Origin of the sequence: Luteococcus sp. H91 (genome assembly GCF_038433135.1) — a bacterium.
Taxonomy (GTDB): domain Bacteria; phylum Actinomycetota; class Actinomycetes; order Propionibacteriales; family Propionibacteriaceae; genus Luteococcus.
Map to the genome: position 1 here is coordinate 47,980 of NZ_JBCDMV010000013.1, position 21,501 is coordinate 69,480.

15 protein-coding genes and 1 riboswitch are annotated in these 21,501 nt (G+C 69.6%); of the genes, 7 read left to right on the forward strand and 8 right to left on the reverse strand.

The genetic code is table 11. The features are described from left to right. Positions 1–44: 44 nt before the first annotated feature. Genes AAEX57_RS07725 through cobN form a run of 3 tightly spaced genes read right to left on the reverse strand, consistent with a single transcriptional unit; the run spans position 45 to position 5,199 of the window. Positions 45–794, reverse strand: coding sequence for a cobalt-precorrin-6A reductase (locus AAEX57_RS07725; protein WP_342091766.1), 750 nt, complete (start codon positions 792–794; stop codon positions 45–47). Further along, positions 791–1,564 (reverse strand): precorrin-6A synthase (deacetylating), encoded by a 774-nt coding sequence (gene cobF / locus AAEX57_RS07730; protein ID WP_342091767.1) that lies wholly within the window; start codon positions 1,562–1,564, stop codon positions 791–793. The genes AAEX57_RS07725 and cobF overlap by 4 nt, the downstream gene beginning before the upstream one ends. Further along, positions 1,561–5,199, reverse strand: coding sequence for a cobaltochelatase subunit CobN (gene cobN / locus AAEX57_RS07735; protein ID WP_446721114.1), 3,639 nt, complete (start codon positions 5,197–5,199; stop codon positions 1,561–1,563). The genes cobF and cobN overlap by 4 nt, the downstream gene beginning before the upstream one ends. 4 nt (positions 5,200–5,203) lie before the next feature. Further along, positions 5,204–5,328, reverse strand: a riboswitch (cobalamin riboswitch). A 77-nt stretch (positions 5,329–5,405) separates the two neighbouring features. On the opposite strand from cobN, the gene AAEX57_RS07740 reads away from it, so the two are divergent. The 4 genes from AAEX57_RS07740 (at position 5,406) to AAEX57_RS07755 (ending at position 8,783) form a co-directional block, all read left to right on the forward strand. After that, entirely contained in the window at positions 5,406–6,293 is an 888-nt protein-coding gene (locus tag AAEX57_RS07740) for a mechanosensitive ion channel family protein (RefSeq protein ID WP_342091769.1), read from the forward strand. A gap of 209 nt (positions 6,294–6,502) precedes the next feature. Next, positions 6,503–7,408 (forward strand): hypothetical protein, encoded by a 906-nt coding sequence (locus AAEX57_RS07745; protein WP_342091770.1) that lies wholly within the window; start codon positions 6,503–6,505, stop codon positions 7,406–7,408. Continuing rightward, positions 7,405–7,767, forward strand: a complete 363-nt coding sequence (locus AAEX57_RS07750) for a GntR family transcriptional regulator (RefSeq protein ID WP_342091771.1) — start codon at positions 7,405–7,407, stop codon at positions 7,765–7,767. The genes AAEX57_RS07745 and AAEX57_RS07750 overlap by 4 nt, the downstream gene beginning before the upstream one ends. A 128-nt stretch (positions 7,768–7,895) precedes the next feature. Next, a complete protein-coding gene (locus tag AAEX57_RS07755) occupies positions 7,896–8,783 on the forward strand; it encodes an EamA family transporter (protein ID WP_342091772.1) in 888 nt (295 codons plus the stop codon). A gap of 27 nt (positions 8,784–8,810) precedes the next feature. Here the strand turns inward: AAEX57_RS07755 and AAEX57_RS07760 are convergent, their stop codons facing one another. Genes AAEX57_RS07760 through AAEX57_RS07780 form a run of 5 tightly spaced genes read right to left on the reverse strand, consistent with a single transcriptional unit; the run spans position 8,811 to position 16,218 of the window. Then, positions 8,811–9,827, reverse strand: a complete 1,017-nt coding sequence (locus tag AAEX57_RS07760; protein ID WP_342091773.1) for a hypothetical protein — start codon at positions 9,825–9,827, stop codon at positions 8,811–8,813. Further along, positions 9,827–11,425, reverse strand: coding sequence for a serine/threonine-protein kinase (locus AAEX57_RS07765; protein ID WP_342091774.1), 1,599 nt, complete (start codon positions 11,423–11,425; stop codon positions 9,827–9,829). The genes AAEX57_RS07760 and AAEX57_RS07765 overlap by 1 nt, the downstream gene beginning before the upstream one ends. 40 nt (positions 11,426–11,465) lie before the next feature. Further along, positions 11,466–12,041, reverse strand: a complete 576-nt coding sequence (locus tag AAEX57_RS07770) for a hypothetical protein (RefSeq protein WP_342091775.1) — start codon at positions 12,039–12,041, stop codon at positions 11,466–11,468. Between the two features lie 31 nt (positions 12,042–12,072). Continuing rightward, the gene (locus AAEX57_RS07775) at positions 12,073–13,857 is read right to left on the reverse strand and encodes a serine/threonine-protein kinase (RefSeq protein ID WP_342091776.1); all 1,785 of its coding nucleotides are present in this window, start codon (positions 13,855–13,857) and stop codon (positions 12,073–12,075) included. A 27-nt stretch (positions 13,858–13,884) separates the two neighbouring features. Beyond that, positions 13,885–16,218: an ATP-binding cassette domain-containing protein gene (locus AAEX57_RS07780; RefSeq protein ID WP_342091777.1), complete on the reverse strand. Its 2,334-nt coding sequence runs from the start codon at positions 16,216–16,218 to the stop codon at positions 13,885–13,887. Positions 16,219–16,430: 212 nt separating this feature from the next. On the opposite strand from AAEX57_RS07780, the gene AAEX57_RS07785 reads away from it, so the two are divergent. From AAEX57_RS07785 to AAEX57_RS07795, 3 genes are all read left to right on the forward strand, one after another. Continuing rightward, positions 16,431–17,762 carry a sodium:proton antiporter gene (locus AAEX57_RS07785; protein WP_342091778.1) on the forward strand — a complete coding sequence of 444 codons (1,332 nt, stop codon included), beginning with the start codon at positions 16,431–16,433 and terminating at the stop codon, positions 17,760–17,762. A 194-nt stretch (positions 17,763–17,956) separates the two neighbouring features. Continuing rightward, positions 17,957–19,378 (forward strand): CCA tRNA nucleotidyltransferase, encoded by a 1,422-nt coding sequence (locus AAEX57_RS07790; RefSeq protein WP_342091833.1) that lies wholly within the window; start codon positions 17,957–17,959, stop codon positions 19,376–19,378. Positions 19,379–19,387: 9 nt separating this feature from the next. Further along, positions 19,388–21,499: a DUF6049 family protein gene (locus tag AAEX57_RS07795; protein WP_342091779.1), complete on the forward strand. Its 2,112-nt coding sequence runs from the start codon at positions 19,388–19,390 to the stop codon at positions 21,497–21,499. Positions 21,500–21,501: the final 2 nt, after the last annotated feature.

Sequence of the window (21,501 nt, forward strand, 5' to 3'; positions counted from 1 at the left end):
GAAGTGCGCTCCCGGAACCTCAGCGAGAACGCCCGCGCGTCGGCTCAGCGCTGACGCAGCACCCAGGAAACCGCCTCGTCGATGTCGGTGACCGTCTCGACCCCGTCGGCGGGGTGCGGGCGATCCACCACCACACAGGCAATCCCGAGTTCACGCGCCGCGTCCATCTTGGGGCGGGTGAAGTGGCCGCCGGAATTCTTGGTGACCAGCACGTCGGTGCCGTGCTCGCGCATGATGGCCAGGTCGCCGTCGAAGGTGTAGGGGCCACGGCTGGTGAGGATCTGCCAGCCGTCGGGGGCGACGAGGTCCGGTGCCTGCACCATCCGGGCCAGCACCGCGCGGTCCCCGAGGGCAGGGAGGTAGCGCGCCAGCTCATTGCGACCGACGGTGACGAAGGGGCGTCTGCCCAGGCCAGCGGCCAGTTCGGCGGCCTGTTCATGCGTCGCCGCCAGGTGCCAACCGTCCTCGACGGGCCAGGCCGGGCGCTCCAGCCGCAGCAGCGCAATCCGTCGCCCATCCGGCAGCGGGGTGGCGCAGGCCGCCGCCGCATTGGCACTCATCCCCTGGGCAAAGGGGTGCGTCGCGTCCACCATGACGTCGATCCCGGCCAGCGCGTCGCGCAGGCCGTCGACGCCGCCGAAGCCGCCGATCCGCACCTCACCGACGGGCAGGCGCGGCTTCGGCACCGCCCCGGCCAGAGAGGAGAGCACGGCAACGCCGGGCTGCTCCACCAGCGCCCTGGCCAGCTCCCGCCCCTCGGTGGTTCCACCCAGGATCAGTACCCGGAGCGTCACCGGGGGCCCCGGAGCAGGCAGAGGTCCATCACCCAACCCGCCTCGTCAAAGGCCTCCTGACGAGCAGCGACAACCGCCTCGCGGACCTCACCCAGCCGCCCGGCGACCAGCCGTTCCCCCACCGCGCCCAGGTTGGCGCCCCACCAGATCTGCCAGTCGTCCAGCCCATTCATCGGCGGCTCGTCCCAGTTCACCTCGCCCAGCATCGCGACGATGTTGCGCTGGCCGGAGCTGATCGCGTCGGGCAGCTTGCGCACGGCGGTGATGTGCACCGGATCCCCGACGGCGTGCAGGCTCATCCGGTACTTGGCTGCCAGCAGCTGCACAGCGCTCACCCCGGGCAGCACATCCCAGTCCGCGCCGGTGCGCTCGGCGATCGCGGAGACGATCCGCACCGTCGAGTCGTAGAAGGCCGGGTCACCCCAGGCCAGGAAGCCGATCGTCCCGCCGTCGCGCAGCCCGGGAGCGCGCTCCAGCAGCACCGACTCCAACGCATCCAGCCGCGCCTTGTGCCAGTCCGCGACGGCCTTCTTGTAGTCGTCGGGATTGCGGTCGCGCTCCGGGTCGGGAATGGCGACGAGTTCCTTGCCGTGCGCGTCGGCGACGCGTTGCCGCACCGCCAGCAGCTCGTCAACCCCATCGCCGACCCGCGCACCGGTGGTGCGGCCCTTGTCATAGGCCACCAGGTAGTCGGCCTCGTGCATGGCCTGCGCCACCTCGGCGGTGACGTGCTGCGGGCCCATCCCGATGCCCAGAATGCGGATCTTCACCGTTCGTCCTCCAAATCGCCCTCGACGTCAAGGTAGACCTGCTGCATCGCGGCCAGCACCCCGGCATCCGGTTCGGCCCACAGCCCGCGCTCGGCCGCTTCGTGCAGCCGCTCCACGATCCCGCGCAGCGCCCACGGGTTGGAGGTGCGCAGGAAGTCCTGGTTGGTCTGGTCCAGCACGTATTCCTTGGCCAGCCGGTCATACATCCAGTCCGGCACCACCCCGGCCGTCGCGTCGAAGCCGAACAGGTAGTCCACCGTCGCCGCCAGCTCGAAGGCCCCCTTGTAGCCGTGTCGCTGCATCGCGGAGATCCAGCGCGGGTTGACCACGCGGGCGCGGAAGACGCGGGCGGTCTCCTCCGCCAGGCTGCGGGTGCGGATCCGGTCCGGGCTGGTGGAGTCGCCGACGTAGGCCTTCGGCTCGGCACCGGTCAGGGCGCGCACCGTGGCCAGCATGCCGCCGTGGTACTGGTAGAAGTCGTCGGAGTCCAGGATGTCGCTCTCGACATTGTCGACATTCTTGGCGGCCACCTTGATCCGACGGTAGTTGGTGCGCATGTCCTCGCTGGCCGGGACGCCGTCCAGGCCGCGACCGTAGGCGTAGCCGCCCCAGGCCGTGTAGACCTCCGCCAGGTCCTCGTCGCTGCGCCAGTTGCCACTCTCCACCACCTGCAGGATGCCGGCGCCGTAGCTGCCCGGCTTGGAGCCGAAGATCCGGGTGCGGCTACGGCGTTCGTCGCCGTGCTCGGCCAGGTCCGCGGCGCTGTGGGCGCGCACGTGGTTCTGGTCGTCGGGCTCGTCGAGACCTGCGACAAGCTGCACCGCGTCGTCCAGCATGGCGACGACGTGCGGGAAGGCGTCGCGGAAGAACCCGGAGATGCGGACCGTGACGTCGATGCGGGGACGGCCCAGTTCCTCCAACGGCACCACCTGCAGGCTCGCCACCCGACGGGAGGCCTCATCCCATTCCGGCCGGACGCCCAGCAGGGCAAGGACTTCGGCGATGTCGTCGCCACTGGTGCGCATGGCCGAGGTCCCCCAGACGCTGAGCCCGACCGAGCTGGGGTACTCGCTGGTCTCGTCCAGGTAGCGCTTTAGCAGGGAGTCGGCCATCGCCTGGCCGGTCTCCCAGGCCAGTCGCGACGGGATGGCGCGCGGGTCGACGGTGTAGAAGTTGCGCCCGGTGGGCAGCACGTTGACCAGGCCGCGCAGCGGCGAACCCGACGGGCCGGCGTTGATGAAGCCACCCGCCAGGGCGTGGATGACGGCGGTCAGCTCGTCGGTGGTGCGGGCCAGGCGGGGAACCACCTGCTCGGCGGCGAAGCGCAGCACCCGGGCGACCTCCGCAGCATCCACGCTGCCCGGGCTCGTCGAGGCCACCCGGTCCGCGGCCTCCGGGTCCCAGCCGGCCTCCTCCATCGCCTGCACCAACTCCCGCGCGACGCCCTCCACCTCGTCGGTGTGCACGGCATCGGCGTCGTCGGCCAGCCCCAGCGCGCGACGCAGGCCGGGAACCGCGGCGGTGGCGCCTCCCCAGACCTGGCTGGCGCGCAGGATGGCCAGCACGAGGTTCACCCGGGCCTCACCAACCGGCGCGCTGCCCAGGGTGTGCAGGCCGTCGCGGATCTGGGCGTCCTTGATCTCGCACAGCCAACCGTCGACGTGCAGCAGGAAGTCGTCGAACTCCTCGTCCTCCGGCCTTTCCTCCAGCCCCAGGTCACGGTGCATCTCCGCGGCCCGCATCAGGCTCCAGATCTCGCCGCGGATGGCGGGCAGCTTGGCCGGGTCCATGGCGGCGATGTTGGCGTGCTCGTCCAGGAGCTGCTCCAGTCGGGCGATGTCGCCATAGCTCTCGGCGCGCGCCATCGGCGGCACCAGGTGGTCGACGATCACCGCGTGCGCGCGCCGCTTGGCCTGCGCCCCCTCACCGGGATCGTTGACCAGGAAGGGATAGACCAGCGGCAGCGAGCCGATCGCGGCATCCGGGCCACAGGCCGCCGAGAGCGCCGCATTCTTTCCGGGCAGCCACTCCATCGAGCCGTGCTTGCCCAGGTGCACCACCGCGTCGGCGCCGAAACCGTGCTCGATCCAGCGGTAGGCGCCGATGTAGTGGTGGCTGGGCGCCATGTCCGGGTCGTGGTAGATCGCGACGGGATTCTCCCCGAAACCGCGGGGCGGCTGGATCATCAGCACCACATTGCCGGCCTGCAGGGTGGCCAGCACCAGTTCTCCGTCGTCGTTGACGAAGAGCTGACCGGGCCCCTCGCCCCAGGCCTCGGTCATCTGTTCACGCAGCTCCGACGGGAGGTCCGCGGTCCACTCACGGTACTGGTCGGGGGTGATCCGGACGTGCGCGTCGGTGAGCTGGTCGCTGGTCAGCCACTCCTCGTCCTGACCACCCGCGGCGATCAGGGCGTGGATCAGGGCGTCGCCCGCGACGGTGTCGTCGTCACCCTCGATGATCCGGGTGACCTCGTTCTCGCCACCCAGGTCATAACCCTCGTCACGCAGCCGGCGCAGCAGCCGCACCGCGGAGACGGGGGTGTCCAGGCCCACCGCATTGCCGATCCGGGCGTGCTTGGTGGGATAGGCGGACAGCATCAGCGCGATCTTCTTGTCCTCGTTGGGAAGGTGTCGCAACCGGGCGTGGTGGGTGGCGAGCCGGGCCAGCCGGGTGCAGCGCTCGGGGTCAGCGACGTAGTGGGGCAGCCCTTCGTCGTCGAACTCCTTGAAGCTGAACGGCCCGCCGATGATCCGGCCGTCGAATTCCGGGATGGCGATCTGGGTGGCGGCATCCAGCGGGCTGACGCCGTCGTCATTGGCCTGCCAGTCCGCCCGCGAGCTGGTCAGGCAGAGGCCCTGGATGACGGGGATGTCCAGGGCGGCCATCCGCTCCACGTCCCACGCCTCGTCATCCCCTCCGGCGCTGGCGGTGGCCGGGGTGCTGCCGCCCGCGGCCAGGACCGTCACGACCAGGGCATCCAACTCACCCAGGGCTTCATAGAGCGCGTCGGGGGCCGAGCGCAGCGAGCCGGCAAAGATCGGCAGCCCGACGGCCTGCCCGGTGGCATCGACGGCGTCGGCCAGGGCGTGCGCAAAGGCGGTGTTCCCGCTGGCCTCGTGGGCGCGGTAGTAGAGGATGCCCACCTTGGCCAGGCCTTCGGCACCCGCCACCGGCTCCCGCGACGCCCAACCCCAGGCCGGAATCGCCTGCGGGGCCTCGAATCCCTCGCCGGTGAGCAGCACCGTGTCACCCAGGAAGGCGTGCAACTGGGCCAGGTTGGTGGGGCCGCCCTCGGCCAGGTAGCGGTGCGCCTCGGCCGCGATCCCGATCCGCACCGTGGAGAGCTCCATCAGCTCGGCGTTGGGCTGCTGCTCCCCGCCGAGCACGACGGTGGGAATCCCAGTGGCGGCGATGCGGCGGAAACCCTCGCACAGGTCCTGCGGCCCACCCAGGATGCGGGCCAGGACCAGGTCGCACCCTTCGATGAGTTCGGCCATCGACTGGTGGCCGGAGCGGGCCGGATTCGCGAGCACGTACCCGGCGCCGCTGGCGCGGGCCGAGAGCAGGTCGGTGTCGGACGTGGACAGCAGCGCGATGCGCACTTTTCCTCCTGGGTGGGGTTCTCGCCCCATCGTCGTTCAGGTCATGCCCGCGGTGAGTGTCTGGCTTGGTGCCCGTCAACCAACTGACAAGGGCTTTCACAGTGGCGGAACCGCCCCGGACTCGCACCGGGTTCCTGCGCCGCGAGCGGGGTCAGTCTAGCCAGAGGCGGGCCGGTGGCGATGAAGTTGCGCGGTCGGGCGCCCGGCACCCGACCCGGACCCGACACAATGGAGCCATGCTGTTGCAGAGTCTCGTCTTCGTCTGGCCGGAGACGGCCGTCGCCATCGCCGTGATCATCGCGCTGGCGGTGATCGGCCGGTGGCTGGTGCAGGTGGCCATCCGACGGATGGTCAAGCTGTCCACTGACCGGGCCAGGCAGCACTTGGACAAGCTGGGCCGCCCCGGCCAGATCCTGGCCGCCGCCACCGGGATGGAATCGCAGCGGCAGAGCCAGCGCGCCGCCACCATGGGGTCGATCCTGGGCAGCGCCGCCACCTTCCTGATCGTCACCGTGGCGGTGCTGACCATCCTGAGCCACATCGGGATCAACCTGGCGCCGGTGCTCGCCTCGGCCGGCGTCGGCGGCGTCGCCTTGGCCTTCGGTGCGCAGAGCCTGGTGAAGGACGTGATCAGCGGCATCTTCCTGATCCTGGAAGACCAGTTCGGCGTCGGCGACGTGATCACCGTGAACGAGATCACCGGCACGGTGGAGCACGTCGGGCTGCGAGTCACCAGCGTCCGCGATGCCAACGGGATGCTCTGGTACCTGCGCAATGGCGAGATCACCACGCTGGGCAATGTGTCGCAGGGCTGGAGCATCGCCACCATCGACCTGCCGATCAATCCGACGGAGGATCCGGCCCACGCCGTCGATGTGCTGGAGCGGGTCTGCACCGCTTTCGCCGCCGACGAGAGCCACGCGGCCGACCTGATCGACCCGCCCGAGGTGCTCGGCGTCGAGACCATCACCGGCCAGGCAATGACCCTGCGAATCACGGCAAAATGCCTTGCCAACAAGCAGTGGGGCGTGCAGCGAGAGCTCCGGGAGCGCGCCAAACGAGCCCTGGACGAGGCGGGGGTCCGTGGCCCGATCGCCTGGGGTCACGGCTCGACGACGATCTGAGGCGGCTCCCTCCGAGGCCCTCGGCAAGCTCGGGGACCGCGGCTGCGCCGCTGCCCGACGCCCACCGACGACCGGATGCGCCCAACCCAGCCACGATGGCCGAGCCCGTCGAGGTCCGGTCTTGTATCAAGTTATTGACACAAGACCACCACAGCCGGACACTTGTATCAAACGCGCGATACAAATTCGCCACTGTCGAAAGGCCAACCATGAGCGGAGCCGTCTTCTTCGTCATCCTTGTCCAGTGGATCGCACCGATCCTGTTGGTGACCACCGCCATCCTGGTCGTGCGACGCAGGCGACTGCAGCCCGATCCGGTCACTCATCCACGCCTCGCCCACCTTGACCGCAGCAGCCTCACCGCTCGCTGGGGCGGGCTGTTCGCGGGCACCATCGTGGCGATGATCGTGTCTCCCACGGGACGCTTCGGGTTGGGCCTGATTCTGGCCCCCAGCGCCGGAGCACTGGTCAGCCTCGTCGTCCTGGCGCTCAACGAGGCCTTCGTGTGGCGCAGCGCCCGCACCCCTGGGGTGGCCGCGCTCGAGGACAGGTCCCAATCCCATTACGTGCCGACCGCACTGAGCAGGACCCTGGCGGTTCTGGGACTGGCCCTGACCGCATTGCTGCTGTGGTGCTGGCGACACCAGGACCCGAACCCCGACGAGCTGGGCACCGTGGGACGGAGCTTCGGTTGGGAGTCGCCGGTCGAGCCGACGCCGGGCCTCCCCCCTGTCACCTCCATCCACAGCGCTGGCCCCTTCCCGGGAACCTGGTACTCCGGTCCGCTGGCTGCACTGCTCGCGCTGTGCATGGTGGCGCTCGCCATTGGTCTCGCGCTGGCCATCTCTCGGCCACGCAATGGATCCGACCCTGCCGTCGTCGCCATCGACGACCAGACACGCCGCCTCACCATAGAAGCGATGGTCGCGAGCGCCCTGATTGCCGTCGGGGCACCCTTGGCCTCCTGCAGCGCCCTCACGGCCCTCGCCATCGATGACAACCTCCCACGCCTCGCCCTGGTGCTCGGGGCCGTGGCGCTCTTCAGCATCGCAGCCTGCGCCTGGGCACTGGCCGTGCTGATCGCCCCCGGCCTGCGCACGAAAACCGTGTCATGAGCCTCCAGATCCGGGTGCTCGACAGCGACCCGACACCCCCCTACGAACAGCTCCGTGCCCAGATCGCGACGGCAATCGCCACCGGACAGCTGGCCACCGGCACTCGACTGCCGTCGGTGCGGCAGCTGGCCCGGGACCTGGGGGTGGCGGCCGGCACCGTGGCCCGCGCCTACAAGGAGCTGGAGCAGGCCGGTCTGGTGGCCACTGGCCGGGGCGCCGGCACTCGGGTCACCGGCAGCGCGTCGGCCCCCACCCCGGATCCCTTGCCCGCGTTGGCCCGGGATTTCGTAGCCCGCGCCCGGGCGCTGGGAGTGGATGACGCGACGATCCGTCTGGCCGTGGAGGAGCATCTGGCCTGAGCCATCCGTCACGCTGCCACGAATGGAAGCCCAGACCAAGATCAACTCATCTGATGCACTGTGTGCCCTTACAGCTTCCACTTGTGGCAGTCCCAACCGCTCCTGCGCCCTGTGAGAAGGTGGGCGGCGTGACTTCCCCGACCACTCGACCGACCTCGGGCGCCATCTGGATGGTGCTGGCCGCCATCGCGTCCGTTCAGGTGGGGGCCGCGGTGGCCAAGAACCTCTTTGGGGTGGTGCCGCCGGTGACCATGGCCTGGCTGCGGATTGCCGCGGCCGCCGTCGCCCTGCTGCTGCTCACGGCGCTGGGCCGGGGCCGCACCCGTCGCGAGGCTCGACGCCATCCGGATCAGCAGGCCAAGCCGCTCTCGGCGCGGTCCTGGCCGGCCGGGTTGGCCTATGCCACCTGTCTGGTGGGGATGAATGTCAGCATCTACGAGGCCTTCGCCCGCCTGCCTCTGGGCCTGGCCGTGACACTGGAATTCCTTGGTCCCTTGGGATTGTCGGTGGTGGGCAGCCGTCGGGCACTCGACGTGATGTGGGCGCTACTGGCTCTGGCCGGGGTGGCGCTGCTGGGTTTCACCCCCACCGGGATGGACCCGTGGGGCGTCTTCTTCGCCCTGCTGGCCGGGGCATGCTGGGCGGGATACATCGTCACCGCGGCGCGCGCTGGCAAGACCTGGCCGGGGATGGATGCGCTGACCCTGGCCTGCACCATCGGCGCCGTCGTCCTGGCCGTCCCCGCGATTCACCAGGGCGGCGCCCAGATCGTCCGCCCCGACGTGCTGCTGGCCGGCGCCGGCGTCGGTCTGCTCAGCTCCGTGGTGCCCTACTCGCTGGAGATGGTGGCGCTGAAGTCCATCCCGCCGAGGGTCTTCGGCATCCTGATGAGCATCGAACCCGCCGCCGCGGCCCTGGCGGCGCTGATCCTGCTGGGCGAACGGCTCAGCCCGACGGACCTGCTGGCGATGGCCTGTGTGATCGTCGCCTCGATCGGCGCCACCCGCTCCACCTGATCCTGCGTGGCGCCAAGCCGGAGCAGGTCAGCAGTTGCCGCCCGCCGGGAGCGCCGCCCGATTGGCCTGCAGCCAATCGGTTATCACATTGAGATCCCGCACGCCGGATTCGAATCCTCCGGGCGAGTCCACCATGATCGCGACGCCGAGCTGCCCGCCCTCCACCGGGAGCACGCCCAGCTGGCGCACCAGGTAGCCGGAACCCGACGACGGCCCCCAACCACCCTTGATCGCGGCACCCCCCAGCCGGTACAGCCCCCATTGCTGACCGCCATCCACCTGGCGCATCAATCCCAGCACCTGCGTCCCCGACGCCATGCACGGCAGGTGCGCCGCAAAGCTGGCCTGGTTGGTCAGCGCCCACGACGTCTGCCCGAAGGCGCTGTAGGGCGGGCGCACCACGGCGGGTTGGGTCAGGGTCACGGCATCCCCACCGGCACGAAGCACCTTGTCAACAGCGGAAGCTGCCTGCTGGCCACCCCCGATCCGGTGCCACAACCGGTCGGCCGCCTCGTTGTCGGAGGCGATGATCGCCCGACGCACGTCTCCGCTGCTTGCCGACGCCGCAGAGCCCAACGCGGCAATCGCCAGCGGCACCTTGGCCGTGGACCAGGCCGCCCCGGTCTGCAGCTTCCCCAGAACCACCGGCTTCCCCGCGCCGCCGACGGGAACGATCGCCACCCCCGCCGGCCCGCTCAGCCTTGCCTGCAGAGATGGGAAGGAGCTGACCAGGGCAGCCGGATGATTGCCCGAGGCGGATCCCCTCGGTGCTGACGAGCCGCTGTCACCGGAACCGGATGCGGTGGCGCTGGCACTCGTGGCCGAGGGAATGACCACCACCGGGGTCCCGGAACCCGTCGGCGTCGCAGCCGAAGGCGAGACACCGGTGGTCTGCACCACCGGCGGGGGTGCGCTCGTCGGGGCAGGCGGGCCGCCCGGCTCACCCGGCAGAGCGGTGGAGCCGCCGCACGCGGTCAGGGTGAGCACCGCTGCCGCCAGGGCCAGCACCCCAACGACTCGCCGGATCTGGCTGGGATTCGACATCACCAGATCAACACCACCGCACCGTTGCCACCCGTGCAGGTGACCACGTCGCCGCCGGTGCAGGTCATGGGATAGCGCTGGTCGGTAACAGGGCTGTATGACACGAAGGAAGCGGAACCGCCCTTGCCGCCATTGCTGCGGTAGTCAGTGAGCACCTGAACGGCAAAGGGGCAGGTGGTCCTCGCATTTCCCGACGCCACATTGGTGTACGGCTCGGCGGTGCCGGATTGCTGGCACGTGGTGGCACCGGCCGGCAGCTGGATGACCCGTTGGGTCGTGACCGGGGCGGCCGCAGTCGTGGTGTTCTGCTGCGCGGCCTGCGTCTGGCTGGTGGCCTGGGTGGTGGCCCCCTGCGGGGTCTGGGCGGCGGCCGGCGCGGTGCTCACTGGGGACTTCGCGGCCTCGTCGGAGCCCAGTACCCGGGTGGCACCGAAGGCAGCCAGCGCAATGGCCACCAGCCCCGCCAGGATCAGGGGCAGCGACGACTTCTTCTGGGGCGGGGCGGGCGGCAGGGCGCCCCCAGCACCGGCCCCATTCCAGCGCTGCTGCCCACCGGGCATTGCGGTGGTCCGCTGCACGCCGGGGTCACCGACGTAGGCCGTGGCCGGCGGCACATTGGGTGCCTGACCCGTCGGCGCCCGACCGACGGGCGGGATGGAGGATCCGGGGCTGGCCAGCACCGTGTCGCTGCGTGGTGGCGTGGCCGCTCCCAGGAAGGTGGTGCCCTGGCGCGCTTGCGGCACCCCGGGCGGCGGCGAACTCAAGGCCGGGGCCGGCGGGCGACCCACCAGCTGCGGGGAAACCCCGTCGAGGGCCGCGGCCACCTGCCCGGCACCCTGCGGCCGACCGGTGGGATCCCTGCGCAGCAGCCAGGCAATCACGTCCCACAACTCGTCAGGGAGGCCGGCCGGCCGGCCCGGGACGAGCGTCGCGTGCGCCTGCATCACCGCCAGCGGGTTGCCCTGGAAGGGCGTCACCCCGCAGCACAGCTCGTAGAGCAGGATGCCCAGCGCATAGAGGTCGCTGTGCGGGCTGGGCGCGGCGCCGTCGGCCAGCTCCGGCGCCATGTAGTTGGGAGTTCCTACGAGGGCGGTGGCCTGGCGCGTCGACGCGTCGTTGATCCGGGCAATGCCGAAGTCGGTCAGCCTCGGCTCCCAGTCGCCGGATTCACCGGCCAGCAGGACATTCTCCGGTTTGATGTCGCGGTGCACCACGCTGTGGCCGTGCAGTTCGTGCAGGCCGCGGGCCACGTTGGCACCCAGCCGGGACACCTCCCGGGGCGCCATGCTTCCCACCCGTCCCAGGTGGGTGCGCAGGTCCGGCCCGTCGACGTAGTCCATCACGATCCCCATGGCGTCGCCCTCCACCACCATGTCCCGGATCTGCACCACATAGGGAGAACGGATCCCGGTCAGTACGGAGCGTTCCTGGACGAAGCGGGCGATCATCGCCGGGTCCTGAGACCACTGCGGCAGCAACAGTTTCACGGCCACCGTCGCCCCGTTCTGGTCGACGCCGCGCCACACCTCCCCCATGGCGCCCCGGCCGACCATCTCCTGCAAGCGGTAGCGACTGCCCAACCGGCGTTCCTCGGTCATGACGTCGTCCCTCGCTCGATGGTGGTTGTGCTGAAGATGGTCAGCATGCGTGGGTCACCTCGGTCTGGCTCAACCCGTCGGCCTCCAGGAAGATGTTGGCCACATAGGCGCCCTCCAGGGTGCGGGTCCAGACATTGCTGCTGCCGTAGACCGACGACTTCACGGTGCTGCCGTAGACCTGGCAGACGATGGAGACGTGCCCACCCTCAGGCACCCGGCCCAGCTCTGCGCTGGTGCTGCTTGGCTGGGCGCGCAGCGAGATGTAGCAGTCGCCCTTGCCGTTGGCGCCGCAGGTGCCACGCACCCCCGCCCGCCCAACATGGTTGGGGATCTGGGTGGTCTGCGGGGCCTGCGCCGTGACGGTCACGACGCTGGGCGCCGGAGCCGCGGCAGAGACGGTGGTGACGACCGTCGCGGGGGCCGCAGCCTGGGTCGGCTGGTTCCCTGTTGGTGCCGTGGTTCCGACGGTGGTTGCCGGGCTGGCAGCCACCGGATCGTCCGCCTTCCCGAACAGCTCGCGAATCTGCGTGGGGAAGGCGACCATCACCGCACCCGCCGCCATCACCACCAGCAGCAGACCCAGCAGCAGATTGCGCGACCCGTTGTTCTGGTTCATCGTTGAAGCCTCTCCCCTGTCCGTTGGTCCACTACCCCACAAGTCGCGGGTAACACCGGTCGCCCACCGGACGGCCCACCTGCTCGCACATCGCCACCGCCTGGTCCCGAGTGTCGAAGGACTGCACGGTCAGGGCCCAGTACCCGCCGTGCAGCCCGGGCGTCGAGTCGCTGTCCGTGACGTGCACCGTGGCGCCCGACGAGGACAGGGCCCCGGCCTTGGCCACGGCGTCGCCGTAGGAGTACTTCTCCTTCTCCAAAGACTCCAGCACCAGCAGCCACCTGCCGACGGGTGCCGGCTGGGTGATTGGCACCTGCTCCTGAGTGGTCTGCTGCACGGTGACGGTGGACTGCGCCGTGACGGTGGACTGGGCAGTCACCGTCGCGGCTGGTTGGGTCTGGGCGTTGGCGGTCTGGGTGGGCGCCGCGGCCTGCGTGGTGGCCTGGGTGGTGGGACTGGGTGCCGCTGGCGTGGCCGCCTTCTCCTGGCCCGCGGTCAGGTACCAGATCCCGCCCGCGGCGAGGGCCACCAGGGGCAGCAGCGCCAACGCCACCAGCCCGCCACGCTTCTTCTCCGGGGCCGGGGCCGCCGTGGCACCCGTCGGGCCATAGTTCCAGCCAATGCCGGACCCACCCGGTCCCTGCGGATAGCCGGTCTGGGGCCCCATCGGGAAGCCGGACTGCCCGGACATTCCCGGCTGCGACATGCCCGGCTGACCCGTCTGGTAACCGAACTGTCCGCCGCTCATGGCGGGATTGCTCTGGAAGCCGGGCAACGGGGTGCCCAGCGGTGCGCCGGATGATGCGGGATTCCAGCCGGGTGGGGTGAGCACCGTGTCGGTGTGGGGCAGCGGGGCCAGTCGGGTGTCCCCGGCTGCTGCCGCGGCACCAACCGCTGCGGCTGCGGCGGCCGCCGGCAGCACCGTCGTGCCGGTGTGTTCGACGCGGCTTCCCGCGGGCGGTTCGGTGAGCCGCGGTGCGGTCGGCAGCCCGTCGAACGAACCGACCATCGGGGCCAGCAGGCCCACCACCTCGGCGTCACTCACCGGACGCTCGGCGGGATCCTTGGCCAGCAGCCGGGAGATCACCTCCCACAACTCGTCGGGAACCCCCTCGGGACGTCCCGGCAGCAACGTCGCATGTGCCTGCATCACCGCCAGCGGAGACCGACCCTGGAAGGGCGTCACCCCACAACACAGCTCGTAGAGCATCGCACCCAACGCATACAGGTCGCTGTGCACGGTGGGCAGGGAACCGTCGGCCAGTTCGGGCGCCATGTAATAGGGCGTGCCCACCACCATCGTCGACGACTGCACCGCCGATTCCGGGGCCAGCCGGGAGATCCCGAAGTCGGTCAGCTTCGGCACCATCGCCAGACCCTCCCCCCCGGCCAGCAGCACATTTTCCGGCTTCACGTCGCGGTGGAAGATACGGTGCCGGTGGATCACACCCAGCCCCTGCGCCACCGCCTGACCGACGTGGGCAACCAGGGCCGGGGCAAGATTGCCCTGGGCCCGCAGCAGCGCCCGCAGGTCAGAGCCCGGCACGTACTCCATCACGATGCCGAGCTGGCCGCCCTCCACCACCAAGTCCTTCACCTCAACCACATTGCGGTGATGCACGTCGGTCAGCACCGAACGTTCCGCGACGAAGCGCTGCACCATCGCCGGATCCTTGGCCAAATGCGGCAGCAAGAGCTTGATCGCCACCGGCTCGCCAGTCAGGTCGACGCCGCGCCAGACCTCACCCATGGCACCCTGGCCGATCCGCTCGAGCATCCGGTAGCTGCTGCCCAAGGGGCGGGAGTCCTGCGTCATGTTGTCTCCTTCATGGGATGACGTGGTTCAGATGTTGGCGCTCTGCTTCTTCAGCCGGTGGATGGCGCCCAGGATGCCCAGCACGGCAATGGTCACCAGGGCGCCCACCGAGGTCAGCCAGGGCTTGGTGGCATGGTTGAAGAACCAGTCGTGGTCGACGGTGGGGTTCAGGTGCTGCAGGTCGATCGTCGACGCCCCCATCGCAAAGCCCCAGCGCGCCGGGGCGATGGCGGAGATGATCTCCATCCCGGTGCGGCCGCTGACCTGGATCAGGCCACCGCACATCACCAACTGGAACATCACGCCGATCACCAGCGCCGGCATTGCCTGTTCGTTCGTCCCCACCAAGGAGGAGAGGAAGAGCCCCAGAATGGCCGAGGCGAGGGCGGTGAGGAAGACCGCCAGCATGATCTCGACGCTGCCGGATCCCAGCAGCACCGCGCCGTTCGGCGCCGGTTTGCCCAGCCGCACCAGCCCCACCAGCAAGGCGCTCTGCACCAGCGTCATCCCCACCAGGACCCACACCTTGGAGAACAGGTAGATCCGGGGCGAGAGCCCGACTGCTCGTTCTCGCAAGAAGATCGCCCGCTCCCCGACGAGTTCGCGGATGCTGGCGCTCATTCCCATGAAGGCGGCGCCGACGATGGTGATCACCAACAGTTGCGACGGTTCGCCCGGGTCCTTCACCGGGGGTGTCCCGAAGCCCGTCGAGCCCGGGATCAGCAGCGCCATCGCGGCCAGGAAGAGCGGCAGCAGGGCGGTGGCGACGGCGTAGGAGCGGTCGGCCAGCATGATCCGCAGCTGACGGCGCACGCAGGTGCTCCACTGCCGGTTCGCACTCTGCGCGGGGGCCGCGCCGCCGGTCAGTTCGGGCGTCGGGGGCAGCACGACGGGCACCTGGCTGAGGTTGGAGGTGGCAAAGCGCTGGGAGACGTGGTCGGGGGCGGCTGCAACCTGGGCGAAGACGTCGGCGTAGTCGCGCACCCCGAAGTGGTTCAACACGCCGGCGGGGGGGCCGTAGTAGGCCACCTTGCCGCCGGGTGCCAGGATCAGCACCGCGTCGCACATCTCAAGGTTGGCGACGCTGTGGGTGATCACCAGTACGGTGCGGCCGCCGTCGGCCTGCTGACGCAGCAGGTGCATCACACTGCGGTCCAGGTTGGGGTCCAGCCCGGAGGTGGGTTCGTCCAGCAGCAGCAGGTTGGGCTGGGTGAGCAGCTCCAGTGCGACGGAGACCCGCTTGCGCTGGCCACCGGAGAGTTGGGAGATCCGGGTCTGCTGGTGGCTGACCAGATCCAGGTCAGCCATCACCCGTTTGACCTCGATCCCGCGGGCCTGGGAGGTGTAGTCGCCTGGCAGCCGCAGCTCGGCGGCATAGTCCAGTGCCTGCTTGACGGTGAGCTGGCGGTGCACGACGTCGTCCTGCGGCACGACGCCGATCCGCTGCCGCAGGTTGGCGTAGTTGGCGTACAGGTCGGCACCGTCGTAGAGCACCTGGCCGGCGGTCGCAGGCTGGCTGCCGGTGAGCGCCTTCAACAGGGTGGACTTTCCGGCGCCCGACGGGCCGATCACGGCAACCAGGCTGGAACCGCCGGCCGCGAAGGAGACCCGGTCCAGCAGGGCGCGGCCGCCGGGCAGGGTGAAGCTGATCTCGTTGGCCACCAGGCTGGCGGTGCGCTGCACCTTGCGGACCAGCTGGCCGTCCTGCACCTCGAAGGATGAGTGGCCAATGGTCAACACGTCACCGGGGCCCAGATGGGCGCTCCTGACCGGCATGCCGTTCAGCTGGATGCCATTCAGGCTGTCCAGATCCGTGATGTCGAAGCCGTCGCCGACGCGAACCGCGCGAGCGTGCCGGTGGGAGACCAGCGGATCATCCAGCACCAGGCTGTTGGCGGCGTCGCGGCCAATGGTGAGGGCCTCGCTGGCCATCACGATGGTCTCCAGCCGGGGCGCCTCGTCGGTCCCGATCACCATGGTCCGGCCAGCACCCAGCACGCACGTCCCGCCGGCCGATGATGCGGAGTCCTGCGCGACCGCGGGCATGATCTGCACCGCCAGCCCGTCCGGGTCGCCCAGCTTGACGGTGGTCCTGCTGTCCAGCTCGACCGTCTCCAACCGGGAGCCGTCCCGGAAACTGCCATTGGAACTGCCCAGGTCCCGCACCTGCACCCGGCCATCCGGTTCAACCAGCAGGCGCAGATGCTGCCAGGAGACCCGGGCGTTGGAGACGGGCAGGTCGCAGTCGGGGTCACGACCGATCACGAAATCCTGCCCGAAGGGCAGCTGCACCCGTCGGGGACCCACCTGGACCGTGGGAGGGTGGCCGCCGCCCGCTGCGGACTCATGCGGGACAGTCACGGGCTCACCTCATGTCTTCTGGCGGATCGGGCCAGCGCTCGTTGCCACCATCGGTCATGATGGGGCTCGCTCATCCTGTCACCTGACCTGGCTGAGCGCTTCCGTTGGATCGAGGGCTGGACGATCGTCTCAGTTTCGTCACCAAATTCGTCGTGGCTGCCGCACAACACGCCACCACCCAGTGCCCTGTGGTGAGACCACCATTTGAGAGCATGTCCCCCATGCAGGTTTCCTGGTGGGCCATCCTTCCCTTCGTCGCGATGCTGTTGTGCATCGCCATCGCCCCGCTGGTGCCGGCGCTCGCCCACCACTGGGAGAAGACGCGCACCCAGCTGGGCGTCGCGCTGCTGCTCGGCGCGCCAGTGGCCGCCTGGGTGTGGCTGAGCGGCCATCACCACCTGGTGACGCACGCGCTGCACGAATATGTCAGTTTCATCTGCCTGCTGGGTTCGCTGTTCATCATCTCCGGCGGCATCCACCTGGCCGGCGACATCCGCGCCACCCCGCGCAACAACACCGCCTTCATGGCCGTTGGCGGGCTGCTCGCGTCGGTGATCGGCACGACGGGTGCGGCGATGCTGCTGATCCGGCCCATCCTGAACACCAACCGGGAGCGCGAACACGCCGCGCACACCGTGATCTACACCATCTTCGTGGTGGCCAACTGCGGCGGTCTGCTGACCCCGCTGGGCGATCCGCCGCTCTTCCTGGGGATGCTGCGCGGCGTGCCCTTCACCTGGACCTTCACCCTCTTTCCCGAGTGGCTGTTCGTGAACACCCTGCTGCTGATCAGCTACTTCGCGCTGGACCGGGCGATGATCGCGCGGGAGGACACGACGCACCTGACCCGGGATGCGTCGGAGATCACCCCGCTGAAGCTGATGGGCAGCATCAATTTCCTGTGGCTGGCGGGCGTGGTGGCCTCGGTGGCCTTCCTGCCGACGCCCTGGCGCGAGGTGGCGATGATCGGCTGTGCGGTGGCTTCTTGGCTCACCTCCAGCAAGGACGTCCGCTTCACCCGCAATGAGTTCACCTGGGCGCCGATCCTGGAGGTCGCGGCAATCTTCCTGGGCATCTTCACCACCATGATCACCGCGCTGCAGTACCTGGACTCGATGGCCCCGAAGCTGCCGTTGAACGAGATCACCTTCTTCCTGTTCTCCGGCGGCCTGTCCTCCATGCTGGACAACGCGCCCACCTACGCCACCTTCTTCGAGCTGGCCAGCCAGCTGCCCGGTGATCCGCGGATCGCCGGCGTGCCGGAGGTCTACCTGATCGCGATCAGCCTGGGTTCGGTCTGCTGCGGCGCCCTGACCTACATCGGCAACGGCCCCAACTTCATGGTGCGTTCGGTTGCCGAATCCCAGGGCCGGGCGATGCCCAGCTTCGGCGGCTATGTGGTGTGGAGCGTCAAGGAGTTGGCGCCGGTGCTGGCCGCGATGGTGTTGCTCTTCATCGCCGACCCGCTGTGGGCCAAGGCCCTGGGCGGCGTGGTGGTGTTGGCAATCCTGGCCAATGCGGCCCGACGGGCCAAGGCCAGTTGAGCACGCTCGTTCAATCATCTGTCTGTCCTCAGTCAACTGGACTGAGGACAGACAGATGAGACAGAAAGGTTGACTGACGGGACAGGCTGCTGGAGAAATGCGAGGGGCGGCGCCAGACCCGCCTCCCGTACACTTTTCCGGTGCCCCAGAACCAGCCCGCCCCGAATGCGTTGAACCAGACCCAGACCGAGCAGATGGCCCGGCTGCTGGCCAGCACGCCCGTCGTCGGTGAGCTGGGCCGGCTCTTCGCCGACGCCGGCCACGAGCTCTACCTGGTGGGTGGCCCGGTGCGCGACGCCCTGCTGGGCGTGCTGCAGCATGACCTGGACTTCACCACCAGCGCCCGCCCCGACGACATCGAGAAGCTGCTGCGGGGCTGGACCAAGGCGGTCTGGGACATCGGCAAGGACTTCGGCACCATCGGCGCCAAGAAGACCAGCCAGGGCGTCGACTGGCAGATCGAGATCACCACCTTCCGCGCCGACATCTACCGCAGCGATTCCCGCAAGCCGGAGGTGAACTTCGGCGACAACATTGCCGACGACCTGGTCCGCCGAGATTTCAGCGTCAACGCGATGGCCTACGACGTCGCCAACAATCGCTTCGTGGATCCCTATGGCGGCCTCAAGGACCTGGCCACCCGGGTGCTGCGCACCCCCTTCACCGCGGAGCAGTCCTTCAGCGATGATCCGCTGCGAATGATGCGCGCCGCGCGCTTCGCCAGCCAGCTGCAGTTCACCGTCGCCCTCGACGTGCAGCAGGCGATGACGGACATGGCCGACCGGATCCAGATCATCAGCGCCGAGCGCGTCCACGACGAGTTGTGCAAGCTGCTGCTGACCGACCATCCGCGCCCGGGGTTGAACCTGCTGGTCGCCACCGGGCTGGCGGACCGAGTGCTGCCGGAGCTCTCCGCGTTGCGTCAGACCCAGGACGAGCACAAGCGCCACAAGGACGTCTACCAGCACAGCCTGATCGTGTTGGACCAGGCGATCGAACTGGAGAAGGCCCGCGGCCACCAGCCGGATCTGGTGCTGCGACTGGCCGCGTTGCTGCACGACATCGGCAAGCCGGCCACCCGGGTCTTCGAGGACGACGGCACGGTCAGCTTCCACCACCACGACCTGGTGGGCGCCAAGCTGGCCAAGAAGCGGATGAAGGCGCTCAAGTTCAGCACCGACGACATCAAGGCCGTGTGCCAGCTGGTGGAGCAGCACCTGCGCTTCCACGGTTACGGCGAGGCGCAGTGGAGCGATTCGGCGGTGCGCCGCTATGTGCGCGACGCCGGTGACCAGCTGGAACGCCTGCACATCCTCACCCGCAGCGACTGCACCACGCGCAACCAGCGCAAGGCTGCCCGGTTGCGCGCCGCCTATGACGACCTGGAGAAGCGGATCGAGGTGTTGGCCGAGCAGGAGGAGCTGGACGCGATGCGGCCGGATCTGGACGGCGAGCAGATCATGGCATTGCTGGGGCTGAAGCCGTCGCGGGAGGTGGGCGAGGCCTACAAGTACCTGCTGAACCTGCGGATCGACGAGGGCCCGCTCGGCGAACAGCGCGCCACCCAGGCTCTTCTGGAGTGGTGGCAAGCCCGCGGTGGACAGCCGGGCAACTAGGCTGGATGGGTGACAGCCCCCGCCGCGCGAGCCCTCGCCCATCGTGCCCTCGCCGGCGCGCTGGCGATGCTGCTTGCGGTGCTGGGGATCGGCGTCGTCGTCGCCACCCCGGCCAGCGCCGACGAGCCGGCCGCCTTGAGCGTCGCGATCAGCGAACTCACCCCCACCTCGGGCACCGCGGCGGACACGCTGACCATCCGCGGCACGGTGACCAACACCACCAACCTGCCAATGAGCGCGGTGCAGGTGCACCTGTGGCGATCCGCGGAGCAGATCGGTGACCAGGACGTGCTGACCGAGGTGCTGGAATCCGCTCCGGACAACCCGCTGGGCCGCCGGATGCTGTCCTTCGAGGCCGGCAACATCTTCAACATCACCGACGTCGGCTCCCAACGCAGCCAGGCCTTCCCGAGCACCGCGAAGGCCCCCAAGACCAGCTTCGCGCCCGGTGAGAGCGCCCAGTTCACGGTGACCAGCAAGATCTCCGACCTGGGGCTGACCAATCCGGGCGCCTACCTGGCCGGAGTCCAGGTGCGCGGCGTCCCCCAGGGCGGGCAGAATCGGACGGTTGGCCGGGCGCGCAACCTGTTCGTGCTCTCCCCACCCGCCAGCAAGGGAACCACTGCCTCGCTCGGCGCCCCCGCCAGCACCGTCGTCCTGCTGAACTCCCGCCCGTCGATGGTCTCCGACGGGGTCTTCGCCGACGACCACCTGGCCGTCGAGTTGCGCGACCGACTGGCCCGGCTGCTCTCCCTGGCCCGGACCGAGGGCGTCACCACCATGGTTGATCCGGCGCTGGTGGATTCCCTGACCGCCATGGCCAAGGGCTACCGGGTGAAAGCCGGCGCGAACACCCGGCCGGGCAGTGCCCAGGGGCAGCAGGCCGCCAAGGAATTCCTGGCTGCCCTGGAGCCGGTCATCCGCGGTGGCAAGGCCTATCGCACCCTCTACGGCAGCCCCGACGTGGTGCAGGCCGTCGCCATCAGCCGTGCCGACGTGATCTCCTTGGCGGCCCGCGAACTCGACGCGGCCCATCCGCTGGCCGCGCTGCCGTTGGCCGTGGTGCCCGCCCGCACGTCGCTGGATGCGCAGACCGCCGCGGAGCTGGCCGCGGTCAAGCCCAGCCTGGTGCTGGCCGGCAATGGCGCCACGCCGTCCGGTGCCACGCCGGCTGTGCAGCGACTGGCCGACGACTCCACCGTGCCGGTGGTTCCCGTGCGCGCCGACGCCTTCGACGGGGGCCCGGGGCCTGATCCGAGCATCACCCCGGCGCAGGTCACCGGGCGGTTGCAGGCCACCCAGTTGCTCACCCCAGCAGGGGCGGTCACCCTGGTCACCACCCGCGCGCAGGCCGACGCGGAATTGGCCGCGGCACCCTGGCGACGGCGCAGCACCCTGACCGACCGGATTGCCAAGGCCACCGCGAACACCACCTTCGCACCGGCCGATGTCGAGCAGGCGCCGGCAGGGCTGGCCCCGGTGTGGGCCGATCAGTTGCAGGAGGCCGAGGCCGATCTGCAGGCCTGGAGCGAACTGGTGGACCGCACCCCCGATGCCACCACCCTCACCCAGGTGGTGCTGCCGCAGGCACTGAGCACCACCTGGGAGCAGAACTCACGGGCAGCCCTGCGCTGGCTGGGGGCGGCCCGGGGCCAGGTGGGCGCGGTCCGCACCAGCAACAAGGTGAGCCTGCACGTGGTGGGCAGCTTTGTCACCAGCTCGGCCGACCAGGAGGTGCCGGTGACCATTCGCAACGGGCTGGACGTGCCGGTGCGGGTCCGGATCTTCTTCACCAGCGAGAATCCCCAGCGAATCCGGGTGGCGGACACCCCGGTATTCAGCGTCGGGGCGGGGGATTCGGAAACGGTGAAGGTGAAGGTCTCCTCGTCGGCGAATGGCCAGGTTGGGGTGCAGGCCCGGCTGGCGACACCCACTGGCCGGGCGATCGGAACACCCCGGCAGCTCACCATCACCGCCACCCAGGCGGGCCGGGTGGGCTGGATCATCATCATCGCCTCCGGTGTGGTCTTCCTGACCGGCACGGCGATCCGGATCAGGCAGGTGCAGCGGGAGCGGCGGGGATCGGCTAACGTCGCTGGAGACAAGGGGTCGGGAGTGTGACG

Coding starts and splice junctions, on each gene's coding strand:
- AAEX57_RS07765 (WP_342091774.1), bottom strand. CDS start 11,425: ATGACCGAGGAACGCCGGTTGGGCAGTCGCTACCGCTTGCAGGAGATG.
- AAEX57_RS07760 (WP_342091773.1), bottom strand. CDS start 9,827: ATGTCGAATCCCAGCCAGATCCGGCGAGTCGTTGGGGTGCTGGCCCTG.
- AAEX57_RS07745 (WP_342091770.1), top strand. CDS start 6,503: ATGAGCGGAGCCGTCTTCTTCGTCATCCTTGTCCAGTGGATCGCACCG.
- cobN (WP_446721114.1), bottom strand. CDS start 5,199: ATGGGGCGAGAACCCCACCCAGGAGGAAAAGTGCGCATCGCGCTGCTG.
- AAEX57_RS07770 (WP_342091775.1), bottom strand. CDS start 12,041: ATGAACCAGAACAACGGGTCGCGCAATCTGCTGCTGGGTCTGCTGCTG.
- AAEX57_RS07740 (WP_342091769.1), top strand. CDS start 5,406: ATGCTGTTGCAGAGTCTCGTCTTCGTCTGGCCGGAGACGGCCGTCGCC.
- AAEX57_RS07750 (WP_342091771.1), top strand. CDS start 7,405: ATGAGCCTCCAGATCCGGGTGCTCGACAGCGACCCGACACCCCCCTAC.
- AAEX57_RS07790 (WP_342091833.1), top strand. CDS start 17,957: ATGGCCCGGCTGCTGGCCAGCACGCCCGTCGTCGGTGAGCTGGGCCGG.
- AAEX57_RS07785 (WP_342091778.1), top strand. CDS start 16,431: ATGTCCCCCATGCAGGTTTCCTGGTGGGCCATCCTTCCCTTCGTCGCG.
- AAEX57_RS07775 (WP_342091776.1), bottom strand. CDS start 13,857: ATGACGCAGGACTCCCGCCCCTTGGGCAGCAGCTACCGGATGCTCGAG.